The 25,470-nt window shown below is 62.5% G+C and carries 16 protein-coding genes; 11 read left to right on the forward strand and 5 right to left on the reverse strand.

Translation table 11 applies throughout. The features are described 5' to 3' along the window. The 11 genes from H5U38_01450 to H5U38_01500 all read left to right on the forward strand — a co-directional run. Positions 1-177 (forward strand): DUF2283 domain-containing protein (locus H5U38_01450; protein ID MBC7185679.1); only part of this gene is annotated, 177 nt, incomplete at its 5' end. Positions 178-378: 201 nt separating this feature from the next. Further along, the gene (locus H5U38_01455) at positions 379-573 is read left to right on the forward strand and encodes a hypothetical protein (protein MBC7185680.1); all 195 of its coding nucleotides are present in this window, start codon (positions 379-381) and stop codon (positions 571-573) included. A 182-nt stretch (positions 574-755) separates the two neighbouring features. Continuing rightward, on the forward strand, positions 756-3,638 hold the full coding sequence (locus H5U38_01460) for a site-specific DNA-methyltransferase (GenBank protein MBC7185681.1): 2,883 nt from the start codon (positions 756-758) through the stop codon (positions 3,636-3,638). Continuing rightward, positions 3,635-3,949: a nucleotidyltransferase family protein gene (locus tag H5U38_01465; protein MBC7185682.1), complete on the forward strand. Its 315-nt coding sequence runs from the start codon at positions 3,635-3,637 to the stop codon at positions 3,947-3,949. The genes H5U38_01460 and H5U38_01465 overlap by 4 nt, the downstream gene beginning before the upstream one ends. Continuing rightward, positions 3,936-4,277, forward strand: a complete 342-nt coding sequence (locus H5U38_01470) for a DUF86 domain-containing protein (GenBank protein MBC7185683.1) — start codon at positions 3,936-3,938, stop codon at positions 4,275-4,277. Before H5U38_01465 ends, H5U38_01470 begins: the two co-directional genes overlap by 14 nt. After that, positions 4,277-7,117, forward strand: coding sequence for a DEAD/DEAH box helicase family protein (locus H5U38_01475; GenBank protein ID MBC7185684.1), 2,841 nt, complete (start codon positions 4,277-4,279; stop codon positions 7,115-7,117). Before H5U38_01470 ends, H5U38_01475 begins: the two co-directional genes overlap by 1 nt. A 353-nt stretch (positions 7,118-7,470) precedes the next feature. After that, a complete protein-coding gene (locus H5U38_01480; protein MBC7185685.1) occupies positions 7,471-7,977 on the forward strand; it encodes a PepSY-like domain-containing protein in 507 nt (168 codons plus the stop codon). 373 nt (positions 7,978-8,350) lie between these two features. Next, complete coding sequence (locus H5U38_01485; protein MBC7185686.1) at positions 8,351-9,013, forward strand: hypothetical protein; 663 nt, start codon at positions 8,351-8,353, stop codon at positions 9,011-9,013. A 127-nt stretch (positions 9,014-9,140) separates the two neighbouring features. Continuing rightward, complete coding sequence (locus H5U38_01490; GenBank protein MBC7185687.1) at positions 9,141-10,136, forward strand: serine hydrolase; 996 nt, start codon at positions 9,141-9,143, stop codon at positions 10,134-10,136. Positions 10,137-10,227: 91 nt separating this feature from the next. Beyond that, complete coding sequence (locus H5U38_01495) at positions 10,228-12,309, forward strand: hypothetical protein (protein MBC7185688.1); 2,082 nt, start codon at positions 10,228-10,230, stop codon at positions 12,307-12,309. After that, positions 12,284-13,573 (forward strand): hypothetical protein, encoded by a 1,290-nt coding sequence (locus H5U38_01500; GenBank protein ID MBC7185689.1) that lies wholly within the window; start codon positions 12,284-12,286, stop codon positions 13,571-13,573. Before H5U38_01495 ends, H5U38_01500 begins: the two co-directional genes overlap by 26 nt. A 9-nt stretch (positions 13,574-13,582) precedes the next feature. Here the strand turns inward: H5U38_01500 and pbpC are convergent, their stop codons facing one another. The 5 genes from pbpC to H5U38_01525 form a co-directional block, all read right to left on the reverse strand. Next, the gene (gene pbpC, locus H5U38_01505) at positions 13,583-15,907 is read right to left on the reverse strand and encodes a penicillin-binding protein 1C (protein ID MBC7185690.1); all 2,325 of its coding nucleotides are present in this window, start codon (positions 15,905-15,907) and stop codon (positions 13,583-13,585) included. Positions 15,908-15,971: 64 nt separating this feature from the next. Then, positions 15,972-21,617: an Ig-like domain-containing protein gene (locus tag H5U38_01510; protein MBC7185691.1), complete on the reverse strand. Its 5,646-nt coding sequence runs from the start codon at positions 21,615-21,617 to the stop codon at positions 15,972-15,974. A 220-nt stretch (positions 21,618-21,837) separates the two neighbouring features. Beyond that, positions 21,838-24,051 carry a PBP1A family penicillin-binding protein gene (locus H5U38_01515; protein ID MBC7185692.1) on the reverse strand — a complete coding sequence of 738 codons (2,214 nt, stop codon included), beginning with the start codon at positions 24,049-24,051 and terminating at the stop codon, positions 21,838-21,840. Positions 24,052-24,180: 129 nt separating this feature from the next. Next, positions 24,181-24,966, reverse strand: coding sequence for a UDP-2,3-diacylglucosamine diphosphatase (locus H5U38_01520; protein ID MBC7185693.1), 786 nt, complete (start codon positions 24,964-24,966; stop codon positions 24,181-24,183). Positions 24,967-25,174: 208 nt separating this feature from the next. Continuing rightward, positions 25,175-25,470 (reverse strand): ATP-dependent Clp protease ATP-binding subunit (locus H5U38_01525; protein MBC7185694.1); only part of this gene is annotated, 296 nt, incomplete at its 5' end.

The following is a 25,470-nucleotide window of genomic DNA, read 5'->3' on the forward strand; positions in this document are numbered from 1 at the left end:
AATGATGCTTTGTATTTTCGGCTCGACGAATCAGCCATTGTCGAGTCCGAGGAGATTAGGCCGGGCGTGATTCTTGACTATGATGCAAACGACAACGTGGTTGGCATTGAGATACTCGGACTGAGCAAGCGTGTCCCAGTGGAGATGCTAAAGAGTTTGCAATTCGAAACAGCATAGGCTGATAATGCCTTTACCTAACAATCAATTGCAGCGGACGGCGCTCCGTGCCGCCAGTGATGCTGGACGTTGCGCCACCAGGGAAAGCTGGACGAGTCGTAGCCCATGGCCTACTGAATCTTTGCCGAACTCTCCGCGACTGGTCATCTGACCACGGGGCCAGGAGAGTCCACAGTCACCAGAGGATAGGAGGTGGAGACGATGAAACTCAGCGCACCCAAGATTACCACGTGGTGGGTCACCGTCATTCTCGGCGTGCTTGGAATCCTGGCTTATCTCGTGACCATCCCTGTTCTATCCGGTATTGCTTTCTGGTTGGTGGTGGTTGGGCTCGTTCTTCTGGTTTTGGGAACGCTAAAGGCCTATGACACGTTCCGTGAGGGGGCGAGTCTGTGACCGTAGGTCGGCCCCGCTCGCGAGCTGCTCGCCCCCACCTGTGATGATGGTTGACGAAGCCCAGTCGTCAAAGGTAACGCCCCAAGCAGCGCTTCCGACTGGCGTCCGCTTCGGCGGCGCGGCTGAGCTCGAGGCCGTTAGCCTTGCGACGGAGGGCCAATGACAACCAGAGGAAGGGCCTGATGGCACGAAAGACACAGACAACACCAACCAAGCGCCCGATCGAATCCTACGAGCATCGGGACAAAAAGCGCGTCAACAACCCGCCGGTGGGGCTGGTGACGCCGGAGACCGACCCCGACGCCGGCCAGCAGAAAAAGACCTACGCCTACGATCCGCACCTGGACCCGCAACTGGTCTGGGCGGGCAAGGCCGAGCATACCTCCTTCGAGGTGCCGACCGTCTCCCTACACGTCCACGAGCGCATCGAGCCGCGCACCATCCTCGAAGCCGTGCGGAAAAAGAACGGCGAGCAAGGGCCGATTCAACTGGGGCTGTTCGAGGAGGAGCGCCGCGAGCCGCTGCGCGAGGCGATCGAGTTCTACCAGCACCGCCACGGCTGGAGCAACCGCCTGATCGCCGGCGACTCGCTGCTGGTGATGAACTCGCTGCTGGAAAAAGAGGGTCTGGCGGGCAAGGTGCAGATGATCTACATCGACCCGCCCTACGGCATCAAGTACGGCTCGAACTTTCAGCCCTTCGTCAACAAGCGCGACGTGAAGGACGGCAAGGACGAGGACCTGACCGCCGAGCCGGAGCAGATCCGCGCCTTTCGCGACACCTGGGAACTGGGCATCCACTCCTACCTCACCTACCTGCGCGACCGGCTGCTGCTGGCGCGGGAACTCCTCACCGAGAGTGGCAGCATCTTCGTGCAGATCAGCGATGAGAACGTGCACCGCGTGCGGTGCTTGATGGATGAGGTGTTTGGGGCGGGGAATTTTGTGGCACAAATCAATTACCGCAGTATGAGTCCTCTAGGACAGAAAGGCTTGGCAAGCATTTTTGACTACATCATCTGGTACGCGCGGACAAAGTCGTTAATGAAGTTCCGTCCCTTGTTTGTAGAACGTCCAATCGAAAGCGAACCAGAGTTTACCTATCTTGATACTGGATCTGGGGATTTTCGAAATCTGTCAACTGATGATATTCGGGCGCTTACCACAGAAGAGCAGCGACGGGTTTTCAAGAGGTCTGTATTGACATCTTCGGGTTACACGCCGTCCTGTACATATGAGTTTGAGTACGCAGGGGCAACATACAAGCCTTTGAGCGGAAAGAGTTGGAGAACACATCCGGATGGGATGAAATCTTTGGCCAGAGCTCATCGCGTGTTTGTATTAGGCAAGAACCCATATTTTCGACAGTTTCACAATGACTTTCCGCTGATACAGCTTGAGAATAGTTGGAGTGACACTGCAGCTGGCTTCAGTGAGCCGAAAGTCTATGTTGTTCAAACCAACGTCAAGATTGTCTCACGCTGCCTCCTGATGACCACCGACCCGGGCGACCTGGTCTTCGACCCGACCTGCGGCAGCGGGACGACGGCCTATGTCGCCGAGCAGTGGGGGCGGCGCTGGATCACCTGCGATACCTCGCGCGTGGCGCTCACCCTCGCCCGCCAGCGGCTGATGACCGCGGTCTTCGACTACTACGAACTGGCGCACCCCGAAGAGGGCGTCGGCTCCGGCTTCAAGTACAAGACCGTGCCGCATGTGACGCTCAAGTCCATCGCCAACAACCCGGAGATCGACGGCATCTATGCCCGCATGCACCCGGCCATCGAACAGGCGCTCGCCGACCTCAACGCCGCGCTCAAGGGTAAGCCGATTAAATTCCAGGTCACGCAAGGCGGGCGCGCCGGGCAGTTCGTGGACTTCGCCGCGCCCGATAGCGCCACCTTTACCATGCCCGCCGGCCAGGTGGTCAAGGTCAACGAGCTGGTGGAGTGGGAGGTGCCCTTTGAGTTTCCGGCGGATTGGCCGGAGCAGGCGCGCAAACCTTTCGAAGCCTTCCACGCTGCTCGTCGTGCCATGCAGAAGGAGATGGATGCAGCCATCGCCCGCCACGCCCCGCAGGAGACGCTCTACGACCAGCCCTTCGTGGACCGCAAGAAGGTGCGCGTGACCGGGCCGTTCACGGTGGAGGCCGTGCCCGCCCCGGCGGTGAGATCGCCGGATGAGATTCTAGAAGAGAAGCCGCAACCGGCGGATGCCTCCATCGCCCGCTCGGGGGAGACGCTGCGCCAAGCCGAGTGGCGCGATGAACTCTTGCGCACCGGCATCCGCGGCAAGAGCGGACAGTACATCCGCTTCGCGCGCCTCGAACCACTGCCCGGCTGCCGCTGGCTCCACGCCGAGGGTGAAACCCGCCCCAGCGACGAGGGGGCTGACCGAGTCCGCGAGCCGGCACCCGCCTACACCCCGATGCGGGTGGTCGTCTCCTTCGGGCCGGAGCACGCACCTCTGGAGCAGCGCCAGGTGGCCCAAGCCATCGAAGAGGCGCAGACACTGGTTCCCAGGCCAAAGCTCATCGTCTTCGCCGCCTTCCAGTTCGACCCGGAAGCGGCCAAGGACATTGACGAGACGAACTGGCCGGGCGTGACGCTCCTCAAGGCGCAGATGAACGCCGACCTGTTGACCGACGACCTCAAGAAAAAGCGTGCCAGCAATGAATCATTCTGGCTCATCGGCCAGCCCGACGTGGAGGTGCGCAAGGACAAGGACGGCAAGTACGTGGTCGAGGTGCACGGCTTCGACTACTACAACACCAAGACCGGCCAGGTGGAATCGGGTGGGGCGGACAAGATCGCCGTGTGGATGCTGGATACCGACTATGACGGCCGTAGCCTCTACCCCCGCCAGGTCTTCTTCCCGATGGCCGGCGACGGCGAAGGCTGGGCAAAGCTGGCGCGCAACCTCAAGGCCGAGATAGACGAGGAGCGCATCGAGGCCTACCGCGGCACGGTATCGCTCCCATTTGAGCCAGGCGAACACAAGCGCATTGCCGTCAAGATCGTGGACGACCGGGGCATCGAGAGTTTGAAGGTGCTGGAGGTGGAATGATGAAGAACATCCAGATTGACCGGGAACGTCTGGCGGCCTTCTGTCGGCGTCATCATATCCGCTCCCTGGCCTTCTTTGGTTCGGTACTCACAGACGATTTTCGTCCGGACAGCGACGTGGATGTCCTCGTGGAATTTCTGCCCGATGCCACTCCAACCCTGTTTGACCTCGTGCGAATGCAAGAGGAATTAAAAGGCATCTTGGGGCGAGAGGTGGATTTGATCGAGAAGAAGAGCATTGAGCAAAGCCGCAATTACTTGCGCCGAGAGGCAATCTTGAGCACCGCGGAGGTAATCTATGCGGAAGGATGACGCCTATTTGCTGGACATGTTGATTGCGGCTCGCGACGCAGTCACTTTCGTCACCGACCTGACCCAAGAGCAATTCCAGGCCAGTCGCGTGCATCAGTTGGCGGTGCTAAAAGCCCTCGAAACCATCGGCGAGGCCGCCGCGAGACTTACAGAAGAGACCAGATCGGCACACCCGCAAATTCCCTGGCCGGAAATCATCGGTATGCGGCATCGTCTCGTTCATGGATATTTCGAAGTAGATTTAGTGAAGGTATGGGATACAGTCCAGGAGGATCTCCCACCTCTGATTGCCGCGCTGGAAACTATCGTACCGCCGGAGGGAGGCTGATGGCGCAAGCGACCATTGACCGCCTGATCGTCAATTCCCCCTACGAGGAGCCGCGCTACCACTGGCGCTACGACCGGGCCACCAAACTATTTGACCTCGTGGAGGGTCGTCGCCCGGCAGGCTATGTAGTGGCAACGCCTGGGTCCAAATCCTTTGACGACCCCGGCATCTTTGTCGAGATTCCGCTGGTCAATCAGATCCGCCCTCGCGTCAAGGCCTGGCGCCAGGCGGGCCATCCTGGCGTCACCAGCATCACCAAGCGCCTGCTCGAACATTGGACCGACCCCGAAAATTTCGACCGGCGGCGTTTCTTCTTCTGCCAGTTAGAGGCCATCGAAACGCTCATCTGGCTGACCGAGGCCACCCCCGCCGAGCGCACCGGCATCGAAATTCCCGGCGACGGCGGCCAGTTCATCCGTCAATGCTGCAAGATGGCGACCGGCTCCGGCAAGACCATCGTCATGGCGATGGTCATCGCCTGGCAGATTCTGAACAAGGTCGCCAATCCGCAGGATGCCCGTTTCTCCAAAAACGTGCTGGTCATCGCGCCGGGGCTGACGGTCAAAAAACGCCTGGAAGTGCTTTACCCTACGGCGGAGGGCAACTACTACGAAGCCTTCGACATCGTCCCCTCGGCTCTGCTGGACAAACTGCGTCAGGGGCGGGTGCTGGTGCGCAACTGGCACGCCCTGGCCTGGGAAAGCGAAGAACAACTACAGCGCAAGCGCAGCGTGGATAAACGCGGCCCCAAGAGCGACGAAGCCTACACCCGCGAGGTGCTGGGCGAGATGGCCAATGCCCGCAACATCCTGGTCATCAACGACGAGGCGCATCACGCCTGGCGTGTGAACCCGGAGGCGATCGGCAAGTACCAGCGTCAGCGCGACTTGAAGGACAGCGCCACCGAGGCGACGGTATGGATCGGTGGGCTGGACCGGCTACACCGTTCTCGCGGTATCTTGAAGTGTTACGACTTCTCCGCCACGCCGTTTGCGCCCTCGGGAAAGCAGAGCAGCGAGGAGGCGCTCTTCGGCTGGATCGTCAGCGACTTTGGGCTGAACGACGCCATCGAATCGGGCCTGGTCAAGACCCCGCGCGTCGTCATCCGCGACGACGCCGTCCCCGACGCCCGCACCTACCGCTCGCGCCTCTACCACATCTACAACGACCCGGACGTGAAAGACGACCTGAACCGCAGCGCTGAACCGCACGAAGCGCTGCCCGACCTGGTGCTGAACGCCTACTACCTGCTCGGCTACGACTGGCGCGAGACGCTCGAGGCCTGGCAGGCAGCCGGTCTGCCCACCCCGCCGGTGATGATCACCGTTTGCAACCGTACCGAGACAGCGGCGCGGGTAAAACACGCCTTCGATTCCAAGCGCATTCATATTGACGAGCTGTGCGACCCGGAACGCATCCTGCATATCGACTCGAAGGTGCTGGCCGAGGCCGAGGCGAAGGAGGAGCCGGTCGCGCCGATAAGCGCAGAGAGTAACGAGGAGGATGAAGAGCCAATTGAAGAGGCTGAGCCAATCAGCCCAAAACTGACAAAAGCCCAACAGGCCGAACTGCTCCGGCAAATGGTAGATACCGTCGGCAAAGTCGGTCAGCCGGGCGAGAAAATCCAAAACGTCATCTCGGTCGGCATGCTCTCCGAGGGCTGGGACGCCAAGACGGTGACGCACATCATGGGCTTGCGCGCCTTCACGTCGCAGCTTCTGTGCGAGCAGGTGGTAGGACGAGGATTACGGCGCACGTCATACGAGGTGAACCAGGAAACGGGACTTTTCGAGCCGGAGTATGTGAACATCTTCGGTGTGCCCTTCACCTTTCTGCCGCACGAAGGGGGAGGAGACGGCCCACCTCCACCGCCTCGGACGAACCCGCCCGTCGAACCCAATCCAGCCAAGGCGGAGTTCGAAATCCGGTGGCCGAATGTCGTGCGAATCGAGCGCGTATTTCAGCCGGTGCTCAAGCTGGATCGGTCGCGGGTCCGTCCGCTGGAGCTTGACGCGGCCCGGACCGCTCAACTAGCCGAGCTGGCGCCGATTCTCGAAGGCAAGCCGGACGTCACCAAGATCAACCGCATCGAATTGGAACGGTTGGCACGCGAGTTCCGCACCCAGCGGATCATCTTCGAAACGGCACGGGATGTGTTCGACCAGATGAAACACACCTGGAAAGGGAGCCGCGAGGTGTTGCTGGCGCAATTGGTGCGGATCGTGGAGGAGTTCATCCGCTCCGATCGCATTCGCATCACCCCGTCGCTCTTTAATCAGGACGAACTGCGCCGCCGGCTGATCATCACGCTCAACATGTCGCGGGTGGTACAGCATGTGTGGGAGGCGGTACGGCAGGAGAACACCGAGCTGCTTGTCCCGGTCTTTGATCGAGACCATCCGATCCGTTCCACAGGCGAGATGCGCACCTGGTACACAGGCAAGCCTCATGAAACGACAAAGAAGTCCCACATCAATGTTTGTGTGTACGACAGCACCTGGGAGGCCTCCGATGCCTTTGCCCTGGAAAACAGCGACGCCGTTGCCGCCTGGGTCAAGAATGACCATCTCGGTTTCGAGATCGCCTATCTCTACCAGGGCGTGGTGCGCAAATATCGGCCCGATTTCCTCGTGCGGCTGACCAATGGCGAGATGCTCATCCTGGAAACCAAAGGCGAAGAGGACGAGCAGGATCGCGTCAAACACCGCTATCTCGATGAGTGGGTGCAGGCGGTCAATGACCACGGCGGCTTTGGTCGTTGGCGCTGGGCGGTAGTACGACACCCTGGCGAAATTCAGGACGTGATCCTGAAAGGTGAGGGCGCGAAAACGGGTACCTAAGAACCGCTCGCACCGGACTGGCCGTTTGGACCTCCAGAATCAAGCTCAACAAGCGTAGTCAAGATGAAACACACCGTTCCGGCCCCGCACGAAGATGGACAGGACTACTATTCAACGTCTGCCTGGCGTCGCTGAAACATCGCCTATTCCGCTTTGCGTTCGAGCCACGAAACTCACCGCCCAGGCCCGTGCTCAAAGATGTGAAGTCCTTGGCGCTGGTTGCGCAGCGAGCGTCTGGCCTCTCACGTATCAAGCAGATCACGATGGATGAGGATGACCAGACAGCACTTGTCCTTCGTAAGTGACAGTTCGACTGCTCTACGCGGGATTTGGTTCAATTCCAGGAGGGAGCCATGCGACAGTTCATCGTGCCTGTCTCTATTCTCGCGTCGTTCGTATGTCTTGGGATTCTGGCCTGCGCCCAGGAGACCCCGGTCACACAGGATATGATCCCTAAGGCAGTGAGGGAGGCCCTGTTGGCCAAGTTCCCGGACGCGAAAATCGAAAAGTGCACCAGGGCTAAGGAAGGCGGGGCCGTCGTCTACGACATCGAATTCAAAGAGGGCGACCGCAAGTGCGAGGCGGACATCAGGGAGGACGGGACCTACATCAACTACGAGAAGGCCATCGAGGCAGGGGACCTCCCCGCGGCCGTCCGCCAGGCCATCGAGCAGCGCTATCCCAAGTCCACCTTGAAGGAAGTGATGGAAGAAACCGAGGTCAAGGGGGCAGAGGAGAGGCTCTCCGCCTACGAGGTGGTGCTCACTACGGCCGAGCACAAAGAGGTGGAAGTGCGGGTAGCTCCTCAGGGCAAGATCCTCGAGCAAACCGGGGCGGAGAGGACCAAAGACCAGAAGTGACCAAGGTCGGATCCGGCGCGGTTTGCCTCTCTTTCGAGTCAACCCTTCGTCGGCGTGCAGCCGCTGGTGGCTGGGGCGCGGGCATCCTTGCTCAGACGGGGAATGCAGATCCATGCGGGTGCGCAGCGGCGGTTTGCCGCGCTTGGCCCTCGATTAGACCCAGAGATTCTGCGTCAGCCTTTCGGGAGCAGGTGCAAGGTCTGGCCTTGCCAGCTTGGGCCTGGGCTACGAGCTGCTGCCACGGCACGAGGGGATGCCTGTCCCCTCCAAACGAGCTCCGCATTTTCTCTTGACAAAATCGCAAAATTATCTTAACTTGCGCTCGCTTGTGGGGCACGAGGGGCGCAAACGGACAACAAACTGCGGAGGAAGCATGCGAACCCAACATCTGCGGTGGGCTCCCGTGCTGTGCGCATGCACCATGGTGCTGTGCTGCGTGGCAAACGCGTACGCCGATGGAACAGAGGTCTACGGGGGCGGCGGCGGACCGTTCTTGCATTTCCAGACCTTCAGCAGTAAAGGCATGGATCAACTGGCGCGAGTGGTCGGCGTGCCGGCACTGGGCTCGTACCTCCGCGGAGCAGGCGGTGCAGGTTACGCCTATTTTCGCCATTCGCGCATCGGGGGCCTTGGTGCAGGTGCCTCCTTGCGCAGCTCAGCGCTGATCAACGGGAAGGAACGATCGCTGGAAGTGTCCTTTGGCTACGGGGGCTTTCTTGCCGAGTACGTTAACCGGCGCGGCAGGCTGACCACCTCGGTAGGCTGCGTTATTGGAGGCGGCGGCTACGAGGTAGAGGTCAAGGACGAGTCAGGCAGTCACAAAGCCGACAAGGGGTTCTTCTGCTTGGAGCCCTGTGTGGGGCTGCACCTGCAATTGGTTGAGTTTGCGGCCCTGCAAGCCTGGGCGGGATACCTGTTGCCCGTGTCCGAGGACCTGACGTTTCGTTATGGCTCGTCGCTGTATCGACTCACCGCCGGGGAAATGGGCGGCCTGTCGCTCAAGTTAGGCGTCATCTTCGGCGGCCAGGCCCCTTGAGAGGCGCGCTCCATCCCCATTGATGTCTCACGGTGGTACCGCCGGCGCGCGGGATGAGGCGGCGCTTTTTGCCGGGCACCTGGTGGGCTGCACGTCGTCCTTTCCGCCGAATAGAAGGGAGGCAAAGGTGGCCACACGGCTTTGGCTAATCCTTTTGGGGACCACCTGCGCGGCTGCGCTCTCCTGCACCCCGTGGACTTGCTCTTCCGAGAGCATTCCCAAGGAGGCGACCAGAGAGGCGCTGCAGGAGCCACAACCATGGGCTCCTTTGCAGGAGCTGTTGTGCACAGCGGCCCAGCAGGCACTGACGGAGTGTGACAACCCTAAGGCCGAGGGAGGCAGCCTGTGGGCCACGCTGATCGATCTCAGGGACCCACACCTTCCCAAGTTGGCGTCCTATCACGGGAACGAGAAGGTCTACCCGGCGAGCGTCATCAAGGCCTTCTACATGGTGGCGGTGTTCCACCAGGTGCAACAGGGTATGCTCCGCTTGGATCGCGCGTTACGTCGCGACCTGGAGCTCATGATCGGGATCAGCGACAACCAGGCCACCAACCGCATCGTGGACCGCCTGACGAACACCGCCGCGGGAGACTCGCTGGATGGCATCGCCTTTGAGGAATTCGCCTACAAGCGCGCGTGGATGAACCGCTACTTTCGCAGCATAGGGTTCGACAGCGTCAATGCCTGCCAGAAGACCTGGGACGGCGATCCATTTGGTCGGGACCTGCAGCTCCTCGGGCCGCCGGAGGGCCCGAATTACCTCAACAGCAATAAGCTGACCACCGACGAGACAGCGTTGCTCCTCTATCTCATTGACCAGCGCAAGGTGGTGAGCCGGCAGGCCTGTGCAGCCATGTTCAAGCTGATGAAGCGCAAGCCCGATCCCGACGACCAATTCCTTGCCGGTGTCCTGCCCAAAGGCGCCCGGCTGTGGTCCAAGCAGGGCCTGGTGGAAAGCAAGCGCCACGATGCCGGGATTATCCAACTGCCGAACGGCGCCCGCTTCATCTTGGTCGTCTTTACGGACAAGTCGGCAGGTGATTGCGATCTCTTGCGCCGTTTCGCCCGCAAGGTGGTCAGTTTTTACGCCGGAGAAAGCCCAACAGAACCCGGCGGCTAAGGACATAGCGGGCCGCCACCATCGCGCCATGGCAGGCACCTGCCGAAGCAGGAGCGCAATTGTGGGATTCATCGCAAAAGGAGTCCACGTGATGAGTAAGAGGATCTTCTTTGTCATCTTCACTGCGAGCATGCTCTGGTTGGCACCTTCGTGCATCAGGAAGGTAGGAGTGAACGATATGCACTACGTTCAGGAGCGGCACATCGCCGCCGTAGTGGCGGACTTGGTCAACAAGCACGGCGAAGCGCAGCGGCAACGCATCGAACGCGGGGTGCGCCAGGTGGCCCAAATGTGGCAGCAGCAGGACGGCCCTCCCGAGGCCTTCATGGATTTCTGCACTGAGCACTTTGTCGGCGACACCGCAACCCTGGCCCAGATCACCGAACGGTACGAGCGAAACTTTGAAAGTATTTTCGGTCACTTCGCCGAGATGGGCCGGGAGCTGCGCCAGCCCCTGGACTTGGACGTGGGGCCGATCTTGCCCATTGACTACCTCTTCGCGGAGTTTTCCCCTTCGGCCCATGTCATGGAAGACCTTTTTCAAAAGCGCATTGCCTTCGTGGCGCTGTTGAACTTCCCCCTTTTCAGCTTGGAGGAGCGCCTTGCCTTGGGGCCGCAGTGGACCCGTCAGCAATGGGCACAGGCACGCTTAGTGCAGACTTTTGCGGCGCGCGTGCCGGCGGCCATCAACCAGCGTCTGAGCGAGGCCTACGTCAGCGCCGACGACTACATCAACCACTACAACATCTTCATGCACCACGTGCTGACCGAGGAGGGCGAGCGGCTTTTCCCCGCGGGCATGAAGCTCATCAGCCACTGGAACCTGCGCGATGAGCTGAAGGCGCAGTACGCCAACCCAGAGGGGCTACCCCGGCAGCGGATGATTCAACGCATCATGGAGCGGATCATCACGCAGGAGATCCCCGCCGTGGTCATCAACAACCCGGCGGTCGATTGGAAGCCGGTGAGCAACACGGTTGCACCCGCAGCAGTGCAGGACGTGGAGGGCGCGGCGCCTCCGGCCAAGGTGGAAAGCACACCGGAGCCCGACCGCCGCTACGCACACCTCCTGAAGATCTTTCAGGCAGAGCGCGAGGCTGACCCATACTATCCCACCATGCCGACGCTCATGGACCGTCGTTTCCAACGTGACCGCGAGATCCCGGAAGCAACCGTGGAGGAGCTCTTCAAGCAGGTCCTGACCTCTCCGGCGGTGGCGCGCACTGCTCGGCTCATTGAGAAGAGGCTGGGGCGCCCCTTGGAGCCGTTCGACATCTGGTACAACGGCTTCAAGCCGCGCAGCGCCTACAGCGAGGCGGAGCTGGACAAGATTGTCGGCAAGCGCTATCCGCATGCGCGCGCCTTCGAGGAGGACATGCCCAGGATTCTCCAGAAGCTCGGCTTTTCCGCCGAGCAGGCGCGCTTCTTGAGCGAAAAGATCACCGTCGACCCGGCGCGCGGACCCGGACACGCCTGGGAACCGGGCCGCAGGGCAGACCAAGCCCATCTGCGCACGCGCATCCCGCCCACGGGCATGAACTACAAGGGGTACAACATCGCCATTCACGAGCTCGGGCACAACTGCGAACAGGTCTTTTCGCTGAACAAGGTGGACCATACCCTGCTGCGCGGCGTGCCCAACACTGCCTTCACCGAGGCCTTTGCCTTCGTGTTCCAGGCGCGGGACTTGGAACTGCTCGGCCTGAAGCAGAAAGATCCCCTTGCTGAGCACCTGCGGACGCTGGACAACTTGTGGGCCACCTACGAGATCGCCGGCGTCGCGCTGGTGGACATGCGGGTGTGGCATTGGATGTACGAGCACCCCAACGCCAAGCCCGCCGAACTGAAGGAAGCCACCATCGCCATCGCCAAAGAGGTGTGGAACGAATTCTATGCCCCGGTCTTTGGCCAAAGGGATCAGCTCTTGCTGGCCATCTATTCGCACATGATTGATGCCGGCCTCTACCTGCCGGACTACCCGCTGGGGCACATCATCGCCTTCCAGATCGAGCAGTACTTGGCCAACAAGAACCTGGGGCAGGAAATGGAGCGGATGTGTCGCCTGGGGTCAATCACGCCTGAGGCCTGGATGCGGGCAGCGGTGGGCGCACCTCTTTCGGCGCAGCCACTGCTGGAGGCGGCAGAACGTGCGCTCAGCGTGCTTGCGCCGTAGCGTCGCCCGGGGGCGCGGACGGCTACCTCGCCCGGGAGTGGCACCGCTCGGCACTTGCTTCGCGCTCAGCGTAGTCGTGGCTGTGGTGGTCTTCTTCGCCGCATGCGGCAAGAGGCCACCGGAGCCGGTGGCGGTTATTGCCCGCGCCCCGCAGGGCTCCGAACCTCTGCCCGAAGCGGTGGCGACCCTATCCTCGCTGGGGTTCACTGTCGCTATCGTGACGCACCACGACGAGACGGCACTGAGGGCCGCGTTGGATGCAGCACAGAAGGTCGGCCTCAAGCTCTTTGTGGGAGACCCGCGCCTGCTCACCTGGGACTTTCCCCTCGACTCTGCTCTGGCTCAGGCAGAGCGGATGGCTGGTCGCTTGGCGCCTCACCCGGCGTGCGCGGGCTACTGGCTGGGGACTGTGGCGGACACCGCGCTTTTCCGCCGCGCCGCGACCCTGAGGCAGCACCTGGCTTCCCGCGATCGCATGCACAAGGTGCTGGTGGGCCTGACCGGCTACGGGCCTGACCAAACGCGCCGCCCGGTGCGCTACACTCTGCAGCCGCTGGAGCAGTTCGCTGCCATTGTCCGCCCGCCAGTCATCCCCTTCGACCAACAGGGAATCGAGGGTGGGGCACCGGCGCCGGACTTTTTTGCCAATCTCGCTGCTGCCAGGGAGGCGGCGCTCGCCGCACGACTTCCCTGGTGGGGGACGGTCTTTGAAGCCCACGGCAGCGACGACATGGGCCCGCGCGATAACTACCTGCGCTTCCAGGCGATGTGCCTTTTGGCGCATGGCGCTACTGGCGTAGAGTACGTGCTCGACTGGGCAACCCTGCGTGCCTGGGGTGCCGCACGCGGCCCTCTGCCACCGGCGGCCCGCGCCGTTGCCGAAATCAACGCTACCGTGGCAGCATGGTCGCCAGTCCTGTCGCGCACCAGGTCTGTGGCGGTGTACCATAGCGACCCGGTGCCTACCGGAGGGCAGCGCGTCAACTTGCAGGGCATTGTCTACAGAATCGATGGTGACTTCGTCACGCTGGGGCTCTTCCGGGGCAAGAGCAGGCGGGACCAGTACGTCATGGTGGTCAATCGCAACTACAGCAGGGGGGCCAAGCCGAAGCTCTTTTTCAGTCGCCAGGTGAAGGGCCTGCAGGAAATCGCCCCAGAAGGAGTCACGCGCCAGGTCGTCCGCTTTGCTCCAGAGGAGAGTTCACGCGCATTGGCGGTGTTGCTGAAAGCGGGAGGTGGCCGCCTCTTCCGCCTGGTCACCTGAAAGCGACTTTCACAGCACCAGGATGTGCACAGGGCGGCTGGCTACCACGCCGTGCTCGGTCTCCGCTTTGACCTGGAAGCAGTGCCTGCCTGGCACGAGTCGCCAGCGCGCGCGGAAGGGATGGGCCACCGTGCACAAGAGGGAGTCGTTCACCCACCAGGAGACAGTCTTCACGCCCTGGGGAAGCACCGCTTCGAGGGACAGGGTCTGATACTCGGGCCGGAGCACCGGGTCGATCTTGTAGATGTCGCCGTTGTCAGGGAAGGTGATGACTGGGAGTTGCCGGTCAAGGGAAGAACCCTCCGGCTTCTGGCCTAGCGAAGCGCGCGGTGGCCTGGGCACGCCTGCCTCCACCAGCCAACTCTCGTAAAGAGCTGGCCAGACCTCATACACCCGCAGTTCGGCGCGGCCCCCTGCTCCATTCTCCTGGTGGTGCACCACAAATGGCTGATGGACGGCGCACGTACGAGTGGGTTCTGTGCCGGCGATAAACACCTCCCGCACCGTGCCCCGGCAGTAGGGGCCAGGCAATTCCCCGGAGCGCGCGCAGATTTCCCGCTCCGTCAGACCAGGCGGCGCGACAAAGGGCTCTGGCCAGCTTTCGCGGTGGAGAAGGAGCATGATGTCGCGGAAGAGGAGTCCGGCCCCGGTGATTCCCGACACCTTGTGCATCGCCTCGCCGCTAAAGTTCCCCACCCAGACGCCCACGGTGTAGCGCGTGGTGTAGCCGACTGCCCAATTGTCCCGATAGTCCTTAGAAGTCCCCGTTTTTGCCGCACAGGGGAAGGGCAGTTCCAAGGCGTTTCCCTCGCCAAAGGCCCCGACCCGCGCCTCACGGTCGGCCAAGATGTGCGTCAGGAGGTAGGCCACTTGCGGGGAGAAGATCCTCGAGGAATCGGCACCTTGCTGGCCGAGCAACACCTTTTCCCGGCGCAGTATGCCGCCACAAGCCAGAGCGCAGTAGGCCCGCGTGAGCTCCAGCAGTGACACTTCGCCGTTGCCCAGCGTCAACCCCAGGCCGTAGTAAGTGGCCGGCTTGGTGAGGCTGGCAAAGCCTGCGGCACGCAGCTTCGTCAGGAGGAGCTCGGTGCCCAGCTCCTCCAGCAGGCGCACGGCCGGCACATTGTAGGAACAGGCCAGAGCCACACGCAGGCGCACCGGCCCATGGAAGAGACGATCGTAGTTGTGGACGCGAAAATCGCCTCCGGCGGTGGCTGCGTGGGTCTCGATGTCCGGCAGAATATCGGCGGCGGTGTGGCCATGTTCGAGCGCCAAGCCATAGGTGAACGGCTTGATGGTAGAACCTGGCTGGCGCAGGGAAAGGCAGCCGTTCACTTGCCCGTGGTTCAGCTCGTCAAAGTAGTCGGCCGAGCCGACCATGGCCAGTAGCGTGGCGTCCCGGTTGTCCAGCACCACAGCCGCAGCATTGGTGACGTTCTTGTCGGCCAGCAGCCGCACGTGGCTGCGCAGCAGCAGCTCGAGCTTCTGCTGCAAAGAGAGGTCGATGGTTGTCCGCACGGTGCCCGCCTCGGGCAGGTGGAGGGCCTTGCGGTTGACGAGCAGCCAGTCGCAGAAGTGCGGGGCAGCAAGGGAGCGTTCCGCAGGGCTGAAGGTGAGCTCTGCGGCGCGGGCCTCAGCAAACCGGGCGCTGTCAATGGCTCCGCAGCGCAGCATCGCCCGCAGCACAAGCTCCTGGCGGCGCTTAGCTGCGCCGTAGTTTCGATATGGGTCATACCTGGCTGGCGCCTGGGGCAGTCCAGCAAGGAGCGCCGCCTCCGCCAAGCTGAGGTGCAGGGCTGGCTTGGCGAAGTAGAGCCGGGCAGCAGCCTCCGCACCGACGGTTCCGTTGCCGTACGGCACGCGATTCAGGTACTGGGTGAGTATCTCCTCCTTGCTGAGGGCTAACTCCAATTTGAGGGCCAAGGCCATTTCCACGGGCTTTGCCCACCAGCGGCGAGGAAGGTGGTACACCGCCCGGGCCAGTTGTTGCGTGAGAGTGGATGCGCCGGACACGACGCGCCGGGCGCCGAGCGCTTGCCTCGCCGCGCGCATCACCGCCAGCGGATCGACGCCCCAGTGCTGAAAGAAGCGATGGTCTTCCACCGCAATCGTCGCCTGAACCAGGTACGGCGAGACCTCGCGCAGTTCGACCCACTGCCCGCGCCCGCCAGAGCCGAGCACGCGCTCCTGGAGCAGCCTGCCCTGGCGGTCGGTGAGACGCAGGCTGCTGCCGCTCTTCCGCTCCGCCAAGTCCCGTGGCAGCGGGCTGACGAGCAGCGCCAGGGCCATCAATGCCAGGACGCCCGCCCCGCCCCGTGCCACCCAACTTTTCAACTTTGGCCTCGACATGCTCCCAAAACCGGGCCTTGCTCCGTCGCACCGGAAGCCGCGCGACGGTCTACCTTGTGCTCCGCACGGTCACACGCGTGCCTGCCAGCCTGCCAAAGACTTCCGGTTCGTACATCTGCGCTGCACAGGTGGGAGGCATGCCAAAGTCGCCGATGGTAGTGGCGCGCGCCAGGTAGGTGTAGGTGTGTACCCCTGCACGCAAGTAGTCCGCGAACAACAACACCCGGTCGTCGTGCAGCTCCGCATGGCTGAAGCCACCCCAGGTGCTCTCCTCCCATGCGCCGGAAGTCAGTTCTGCGACCTGTTCCGCCTCGGCTGCAGCGGTCTGCAACGAGATGTTCACCGCCTCCATCCCGGCGGGCAACGGATCATCCACCACCACGAAGGTCCGGCCTTGCGGCGTGATGACTTTGAGCTCCACCTTGAGCAGCGTTCCCGGGGCAAAGGAGAGAGGCTGCCCCAGCGACTGTCCGGAGAGTGGAGTGATCGCCTTGACCACGGTGAGTCCCTCGTCCCTGGTGGGCAACGGAGCGCTGGGGTAGTAGTTCATGCGCAGGCCGTAGTAGAGCTGACCCGTCCCTGACTTCTGCACGTCCACCGGCAGGCGCTTTCCCTTGGTTAGTTCATCCAGGCCCACAGTTGCGCGCCTGGTTGCCAGTTCTCGTCCGGCAAAGGTTTCGCTGAGCACACTCTTGCCGGCGATGCGTATCTGGGCCTTGAAGTTGGCCGGCTCCTTCTCGTAGATGGCAAAATAGCGGGCCAGTGCCATGAGTGCGAACACGTTCTCCTGCGTGGTGCGCCACAACCCGTTTTTGCGCTGTGCCATCAGCCACTGCACGACCTTGTGGTCCAGGGGGAAGCCGCCGCGGGCTTCCAAGAGTGCCTCCAGCACCACTGCCGTCGTCCGCACATCCGAATGGAAAATCCACACCAGCTCACCAGGCTGTTCTTCCTCGAAGTGTGCCGAGGTGGGATCCACCCGGACGCTGTTGAGGAGAGCCTCGGCGAGCTCTTGCTGGCGCTCCTTGGCAACGCCGGCAGCCGCAAGTGCCCTGAGCAGCATCGCTTTGCCAAAGAGGGGCAAGCGCCCACGCTGTTCATACAGGTGATCCAGGTATCCTTTGTCGGGCTCGCCGGCCCGCGCCAGCACGTACGCCGCCAGCACCTTGCTGGTCAGCCATGCGCGCTCTGGCAGTGTATAGGGCGAGGCCCCCGGCTTTTCGCGAAGAAAGGCCCGCAAGTACTTTAGGCCCTGCCGCAAGACCTTTTCGTCCACCTTGTAGCCGCGGGCGCGGGCCTCGACCATTGCCTGCAGGGCATAGGCCGACACGAAGGGCGCCACCCGGCGCTCACCCGGCCAGTAGGAAAAGCCACCGTCGGGGAGCTGGTAGGCCCGAAACTCGCTCAGGGTCCGGCTGACCACCTCGGCAAAATCGGCACCTGCCAGGGCGGGCAAGTCGAACGCCCTCACCAAGTCGCCCGCAACTATCATGGGCAGCACGGAAGACGTGCGCTGCTCAAGGCAGCCATAGGGATAGGTGAACAGGTACTCGGCACCCGGTGCAAGTTCGGTCATGGCCGTGGAGGAAGCCCAAACGTCCAGACTGCCCATGCCGGGCATAGAGTTCACCGGCACTTCTACCGCCTCGCTCACTCTTCCCTCGGTGCGCCCGGAAGTAGCCACACTCTCTTTGGGTTGCGGTTCCTGGAGGGGTATTGCCACGCGCACGGCATCGCTCAACCCGCCCATGCGCGCGGAAAAGGTGAAGGCAGCCATGCCTGTCTTTTGCACCTCAACAGGAAAGCGCACCTCTCTGGCCTGTCCTGGGGGGACAGTGACTTGTACCGTCGTCTTGTCCTTGAGGAGCACGCCTTCGGCCTCTACGGCCACCTGCACATCGCCAGGAGCTGCCGTCTGATTGTGAATGACCGCCCCGGCTTCGAAGGCGTCTCCCACCCGGGCGAATCGCGGCAGTGCTGGCTGTACCATCAGCTCCTTGTTTACGACCAACTCGCATTGGCCACGACCGAAGCGGCTGTCCTTGCTCTGCGCCACGGCCATGACCACAAACCGAGTCAGATTGTCCGGCAGCTGAAATTTGACCACCGCCTGCCCGTTGGCATCGGTGAGCAGCTCGGGATTCCAGTACGGCGTGAGGACAAAGCGCGAGCGCAAAGCCTGGGCGGCAACTCCCCGAAGTTCGCCGCCATCGCCGCCGCGATCCTCGCCCTTTTCGCCATAGTTCCGCTGCTCCACCACGTGCAGCCGCGTCTCGGCAGTCTGCACGCTGAGCGGGCGCGGTCCGTAGAAAGCAGAGAATGGATCGGGCAAGCGGTAACCGGTGAGGTTCAGCACCGCAGCGTCCACCACTGCCAGCGTCACCTCGCCGCTGACTGGGGACCCGGCCGCGTTGCGCAGGCTGACGTTCACGGTCACCTCCTGGCCCGGGCGGTAGGACGTGCGGTCAGTCTGCACCTCCACTTGCAGGTGGCGCGTGCCAGGATCGACAGTGAGGCCCACATAGCCGATCTTGAAGGCCGGTCTCCCCACATCTTCACCCTCTGCTGAGAAGACGTGGCTGGCAGTCCGTCCCTTGAGCAGAATGACCGAAACGAAAACATTGGGCAGATCTTGCTCCTGGAGGGCGATCTCGATGCGTGGGGCAGTGCCCTTCACGTGGCGGACGAAGTGGCGGAGGACCGTTTCCCGCTCCACGGTGACAAGTGCCTCTGCCTCCTCGAAGGGCGACTTGACCAGAATGCTCGCCACCTCCCCTGGCCTGTAGGAAGCGCGTTCGGGCACCAGCTCCAGCAGGTCGTCGTCGCGCCTCTCCCAGGCGACGTACTCCCTGCCGCTGGCGTAGACAGGCGCCCACGTGGTCACCTGGTTGCCGCGACGATCCAGCCCCTCGGCGCAGAGAAAGTAGCTCCCCGCACTGGTGAGCAGGAAGGAAAGCTGCCGTGGCTCCTCGCCAGTCACCACGTATGCCGAATCCACCACCGTGTTCACCGCCTTGCTGATCCACTCGTAGCGCCCGCCCACGCCGGCCTTGCGCACCGAATGGTGTTGCCGCTTCACCAGGGTCAACCGTACCTTCACCCCTGGCACCACTTTGCCTTCGCCGTCAAGGGCCACTACCTTGTAGTTGAGCGGCTGTCCTTCCCGCGCCATCGTCGAGCTTAGCTGTATGCCAATGGAAAACTCTCCGGGATGCAGCGTGGCACTGGCAGAGCTACTCACGTGCTGGCGGCTGGCGCTCTCCACATCAGCGGAAACGGTGACCTGCATGGGAGACTTGAGGCCGAGGCCGCTGAGAGGTGCAGAAATGCGCAGGACCCCGGTGTTGTCCAGTTTGCCCTGACCGGCACTAAGCAGGCGCGTGCGCGGCTCTGCTGCCTGCTCTTCCTCCTCCATCATCCACTCTTGGACGCCGAAGAAGTAGCCGTCGTAGCCGGGCGGCGTGAAGCTGCTCGGGTAGAGGCGCACCCACCACTCCACTGGCTGTTGTGACATAGCCCCGCCAAACAGGTAGACCCCTGTGACCGTTGCCTGGAGAGTGTCGCCGACTATGTACTGCGCGCGCTCGGTGCGCACCTTCACCTCACACTCCGCCGGACGATATGCCTCCACGCGAAACACGCCCTCGGCAATTGGCTGCACATATACCCCCTGTGGCGGTTTGGCACGGGAAGAGTCCACCGTGACCCGGTAGTAGCCAAGGGGAGCCTCCTCGGGCACTGCGTAGTCGAATGCCAAGGAACCGAACTCGTTCAGGGCGGCGGGCTGGTCCCAGACCACTTCGCCACGCGAGTCGAAGACCTTGACCTGCGGGCGGAGTCGTCCCGGCACCTGCCACTCCTCTCGCACCTTTTCGCGAATGACGCCTTTGACGTGCACCGTATCGCCGACGCGATAGATGCTGCGGTCGGTGAACAGGATTCCCTCAAAGCGCTGCGGCTCAGCTTGCCAGTCATACTCGATGCCAAACCGGTAGGGGTAGATGCCGGTTCCCCAATCCGAGGCCGTATAGGCCACGTCTCGTCCGTGGTACACAAGGGCCCAAAGCCGAGGCTTCTCCCACGCCCGCTTCGGCACAATGCCCAGCCGTTTCCAGCCGGGGGCAGTGGCCAACCCTTGCGCGTCAGTGGTCGCCTTGTAGTAGACCAGGTTGTCATCGCCCCGCAGCTCGACCACTGCTCCTGAAACGGGGGAGGCGTCGGCCAGGCGCGTCACGTACACCAAGACGTCATAGGGCGAGAACTTGGCGGTGACGCCCAGCTCGGTCACTTGCAGCAGGGCCTTGCACACCTCGTGACGGGGGTCGGGCAGCTGGTTGTCCACCTGAACAAAGACCAGCCCGTGGGTGGCGCCGGCCAGCACCCAGTCCACGTTGATGGGCACTAACTTGCGCTCGTTGCGCTTCCCCGGCAGTTTCCAGATGCGATCCACCAGGAAAGAGCTCGCCGGTCTGGTGAAGCTGGAATTGAACAGCTCGGGCTGGAGCAGAAGAGGGATGAGGGAGTCGGGGACCACCCGCGCCAACTGCAGCCGCACGCTGGGGAGGTTCACGTACTCCATGGGATACCGACGGTCGCCAAGTGCCTCCAAGACGCCTGGGCCCGAGGTCATGATCAGCCGGCTGGAGTAGGGTCCGGTGGTCAGGCGCAGTCGCGCCCCGCCCACCAACCGATTGCCGTACACGTCGGTGAGTGAATCATCGATGACTACCTGGTAAGCCGTGTCAGGCAGGAGAGGAAACCACAGATCCACAGTTTCCAGGTAGTAGATGCGCTCGAAATACCTTTCCGGGATTTCCACTGGCGGCGCAAAGTGGAGATGCCTGACCAGGTCAGCAGGAGTAACAGGATTGCTGAATTTGAAGGAAAGCGGCTCTTGCGGGTCGTGACCTATCTGCTCTTTCAGCTCCAGGAGGCGTAAGTCGCCGTACGTCTGGAACCTGATCTTTTGCTCACGCAGGAGACCGAGAGAGCCCTGGGCAGCCAGCAGCCCCTCTTTGAGCACAACCACATACGCGGTCTGGCGCCGCAGGGGCGCTTTCGGCCACAGCATGAGGACGGTGGAACTGTCGCCTCGTACGCGCCAATCGCCCTGGAGCTCCTGAGCACTGGGATGTGAAACCGTAAAGGAAACGGGGCGCCCGGTCTTTTGCTCCCTCCAGCTCAGATATGGCGTAGCCCTGGCCGGCGACATGGGGATGTTGAAGAACAGGACCACTGCCTGCTCCAGCAGCACCCCAGAAGCGCCGTCCTCCGGCTGCACGTTGGTGAGCTGGGGGCGCGGGGTCTCGAATTCCCATACAACTTCCTGGGCAAGGGCCTCACCACTCAGCGCCGTGACGCCCGCCGGCACCTTCACCGTGAAGCGCGTGGCATAGGGCAGCGTATCCCTTGGCACAAAGGCGAGCGAGGTTGTGCCCAGCCAGCGATAGGTGCCGACAAGAGGCGGTTCGATGAGTAAGGGACCCTCGGTCGCCACCTCGCCAAGGGCCTGCAGGGGAACCATCGGCTGGTTGAAAGTCACCACGATACTGCGACAGTCGCCAAGCGAGGTAACTGGCCCCTTGGGGGTGGTGGCCACCACCGCAAGCGGCTCTTGAGGCGAACTGCGGGCGCCCCCCATTGTGCCGGCACCAATAACCAAAGCCAGCAGTGCAGCGACTCCGGGCCACTTCATCGGTGTACCCTCCTTTAGTGACGCGGCGCACATGCTTTCATCGTGCGGAAGGGCAACAATTCACCCGCGAGGCCAAACCGCTTGCCTCGTCGGCCGGACTCTCATGCCCCTCTCCCCGTGGTCAGGACGCACGATGTGTCTCTCCGCCGAATGCTCGTGAGGAAAGTTCGTGGTGGGTTAGCTACTCAGGACCCCATCCCCCATCTTGCAAAGTTCTGGCTTAGAAACGGATTTTCCGCTTGCTGGCCTGGTCAGGCGCACCTTGGTCGCGCAACGGGGCGCCGCTGTGCTTGTTGCAGTAGGCAGTCGGGGCCTGTTGGCGCGGGAATACCTCCGAGACGATCTCCGGGCAGCTCTCCGTAGCCAGGAGCTTGGTCTCGTTGCAGATTTCCACCCGCACCACCGACTCGGGCATGACAAAGTCTTCCACCGGGAGCTGCAAGGTGTCGTGGGCTGCCTTCATGAAGGGTGCCCAAATAGGAAGGGCCGCCACTGCGCCGGACTGACCGCCGCCCAGGGTCACGGAGGGGTCATCGACTCCCACCCACACGCCTGCGGCAATCTGCGGCGTGAAGCCGATGAACCAGGCGTCGGAAAACTCGTTGGTGGTGCCGGTCTTGCCTGCGGCTGGCCGAGTGAAGCCGTACACCGTGCGCGCCAGACGTCCCGTGCCCCAACCCATATCCAACACGCTGCGCATCATGTCGGTGATGATGTAGGCGCTCCGCTCGGACAGCACCTCCTGCGGCACCGGGTGGTACTCTTCCAGCACGTTGCCGAATTTGTCCTCAACGCGCAGGATCGCCAGCGGGCGCATCAGCACACCCTTGTTGCCGAAGGCGGCGAACGCAGCCACCATCTCTAAGGGAATGACCGTCTCTGCGCCGAGGGCTAAGGCCGGCACCGGCGAAAGCGGCGTGCTGATGCCCAGCCGCCTGGCGTACTCCACCACCACCTCGGGGGGAACAGCCTCCAGGATCAACCGGGCGGTCACCAGATTCAACGATCTGGCGAGGGCCTCGCGCAAGGTGGTCTTGCCTCCCACGGAGCCGTCGTAATTGGACGGCGTCCAGCGCTTGCCGCCGGGCACGTCCAGCACCACCGGTTGGTTGAGCAGCTCATAGCACGGCGGGTAGCCATTGTCGATGGCCGCCAGGTAGACGAACGGCTTGAAGGCCGAGCCCGGCTGGCGGTGCGCCTGTGTGGCGCGATTGAACTCCGATTCGCGAAAATCGCGCCCACCCACCATGGCCAGGATGTATCCGGTGCTCGGCTCCAGGGCCACCAGTGCCACCTGCACCTTGGCCTTCTCGTTGAGCAGCGAGTCCACAAAGGCACGGTCGCGCATGAGCGTCCGTAGCCCGGTCTTCTTGAGGAGCGAAGGCGGCACCAGCTTGGCGAACTCGCTTTCCGGATGGGCAAGAATCCAGGCGCGCTGCCGCGCCTCCACGGTGCGGATGTGACCAGCAATAGCGCGATTGGCGCACGCCTGCACCCTGGTGTCCAGCGTGGTGAACACGCGCAAGCCGCCCGTGTAGATGTCCATCCCATAGCGCGCAATGAGCTCCCGCCGGACGTGCTCCGCAAAGTAAGGGGCTAACTCCTGCTCCACCGGCTCGCGGCTCACCACGCCCAAGGGGGCCTCTATTGCCGCCCGGTACTCCTCTTCGCTGATGTACTTGAGGTCCCGCATGCGCCGCAAGACCAGATTGCGGCGACTCAGGGCGCGCTCTGGGTACCTGAAGGGCGAATAGTACCCGGCATTGGGCAGCAGGGCGGTGAGGAGCGCTGCCTCGGGCAAGGTGACCTCCTGGATGTGCTTGCCGAAATAGTAAGAGGCAGCCGCCTCCACGCCATAGACACCCGGCCCCAGGTAGGACTGATTCAGGTACATTTCCAGAATCTCGCGCTTGCTGTAGGTGCGCTCGATCTGGATCGCGGTAAAGACCTCTTTGATCTTGCGGCTGATAGACTTTTCCTTGGTCAAGTAGAGATCGCGGGCTAACTGCTGCGTGAGCGTGCTGACCCCGCGCGGTGTGCGCATACGCAGCACGCCACTGAAGGCGGCCTTTACCCAGCGCTGCGGCACCACTCCCCAATGATGGAAGAAGCGATGGTCTTCCGAGGCCAGTACGCTCTTCCACACATAGTCCGGCATGCTCGCCAAGGGCACCAGCACCCTGTTCTTTACGTAGAATTCTTTGAACACCTGCCCATCGGCCGCGTACAGCTTGGTGGAGAGCTCGGGACTGTACTCCTCCAGTTGCTTCAACGAGGGCAGTTGCCGCGTGAGGGCAAGCAGGTATGCCGCAAAGCCCAAGATGACCACGACCAGCATTATCGCCACCGGGCGCCGCCATCGTGGCCCACGTTGCTCCTCGCCGCTATTGCGCGAGACTGTCGCCTGCAGTGAACGTCTGAACTTCCTTTTCATAAAGCCTCTCTATCAAGAAGTGGCGGGGCTGCGCCCGCACGCTTCCGCAATCTCGTCACAAGACCTCTCCCCCCGGCAACAGCAAGCTGCTGGGACACGGCGACCGAAAGCGCTGCCCAGCAGTCTCGGTTATCGCTCAGCCACCGGGAGTGCCACCTGCACAAGGGTGGCCGCACCCTGCTCCGCTGACCAACCCTTGAGCCAGACCCCTCCCTGGTCAATTACGCCAAAAGAAAAGTGCGAAATCCAGTCCCCTGGGTTGAGGTACACCCCTCCGTCAAGCTGCTGGCACACTGGCTCATGGGTGTGAGCCAACACCACCACATCGAACCCCTGCCGCAGGGTCTGCTGCGCAAATGCGCGATAATCCTCCTGCCCGGAGAATTCCCGCTGCGCGCCATGGTTGCGGCTGAGCTCCGAAAAGAACTCGGCGATGGGCACCCCCACGTCGGGGTGGACCGTCCGGTACAGGGCCGTGGCTATCCTGTTTTGCAGCACGCGCTTCAAGAGCCGGTAGCCGCGATCCTTGGCGTAGAGCCCGTCTCCGTGGGAGACAAAGACCCTCTGCCCGGCCACCATCGCCAGCAAGTGCTGCGGGTGCACGGCCACGCCCACTTCGCGCGTGAGGAAATCGCGCATCCAGAAATCGTGGTTGCCCGCCACGTAGTGCACTTGGGTACCTGACCGCACCAGCTCGGACAGAGCGCACAGCGTGCGAAAGTAGCGATTGACGACTGCGTGCCGATATTCGAACCAGAAGTCAAACAGGTCGCCGCAGATGCACAGCATGGCGAAACACGGTGCCGCCTGTGCGAGAAAGCTATGGAGCCGGGCGCTCTTTTCCTGTTCAGTGGCGCTACCGCCGCCGCGCAGGTGCGCATCAGCGATGAATGCAGCATGGGGCACAGAAATCATCTTCGGCGCGATCCATTCTTCACCGGGCGGCTAAATGTAAGGAACCGCCCGACAATTGTCAAGTCTTTCTTGGACCCGTGAGCTCGGTGCGTGGGTCGAGCCAGAAGCCACCCGCACTGCCGGCAAAAAAGAGCGCCCGTCCCATAATTGTCGCTCGGACGGGCGTCCTGGAACGAGTCCTCGTGCCTGCCGCCCCCGTATGCAGGCCTCAATTGCTCACCGCCTCGGTCCGTCCCTCCTCGCGTGGGCCTTCGCGGCGCACCTGCTTGCGACCGATCTCGGTGAAAGTCAGGTTGCCCCCTTTGTGGCCGATGCGAATGCGGCTACCGTCACCGAAGCGGCCACGCAGGATCTCCTCGGCAATGGGGTCTTCGACCATCTTCTGGATGGTCCGCCGCAGCGGCCGCGCGCCAAACACCGGGTCGAAGCCCTTGGTGGCCAGCAGTTCCCGCGCCCCTTTGGTCAACTCCACCTCGATGTCGCGATCTTTCAGCTTCGTCGCCA

It is taken from the genome of Calditrichota bacterium, from assembly GCA_014359355.1.
In the GTDB taxonomy this organism is placed as follows: Bacteria; Zhuqueibacterota; Zhuqueibacteria; order JANLFK01; family Oleimicrobiaceae; genus Oleimicrobium.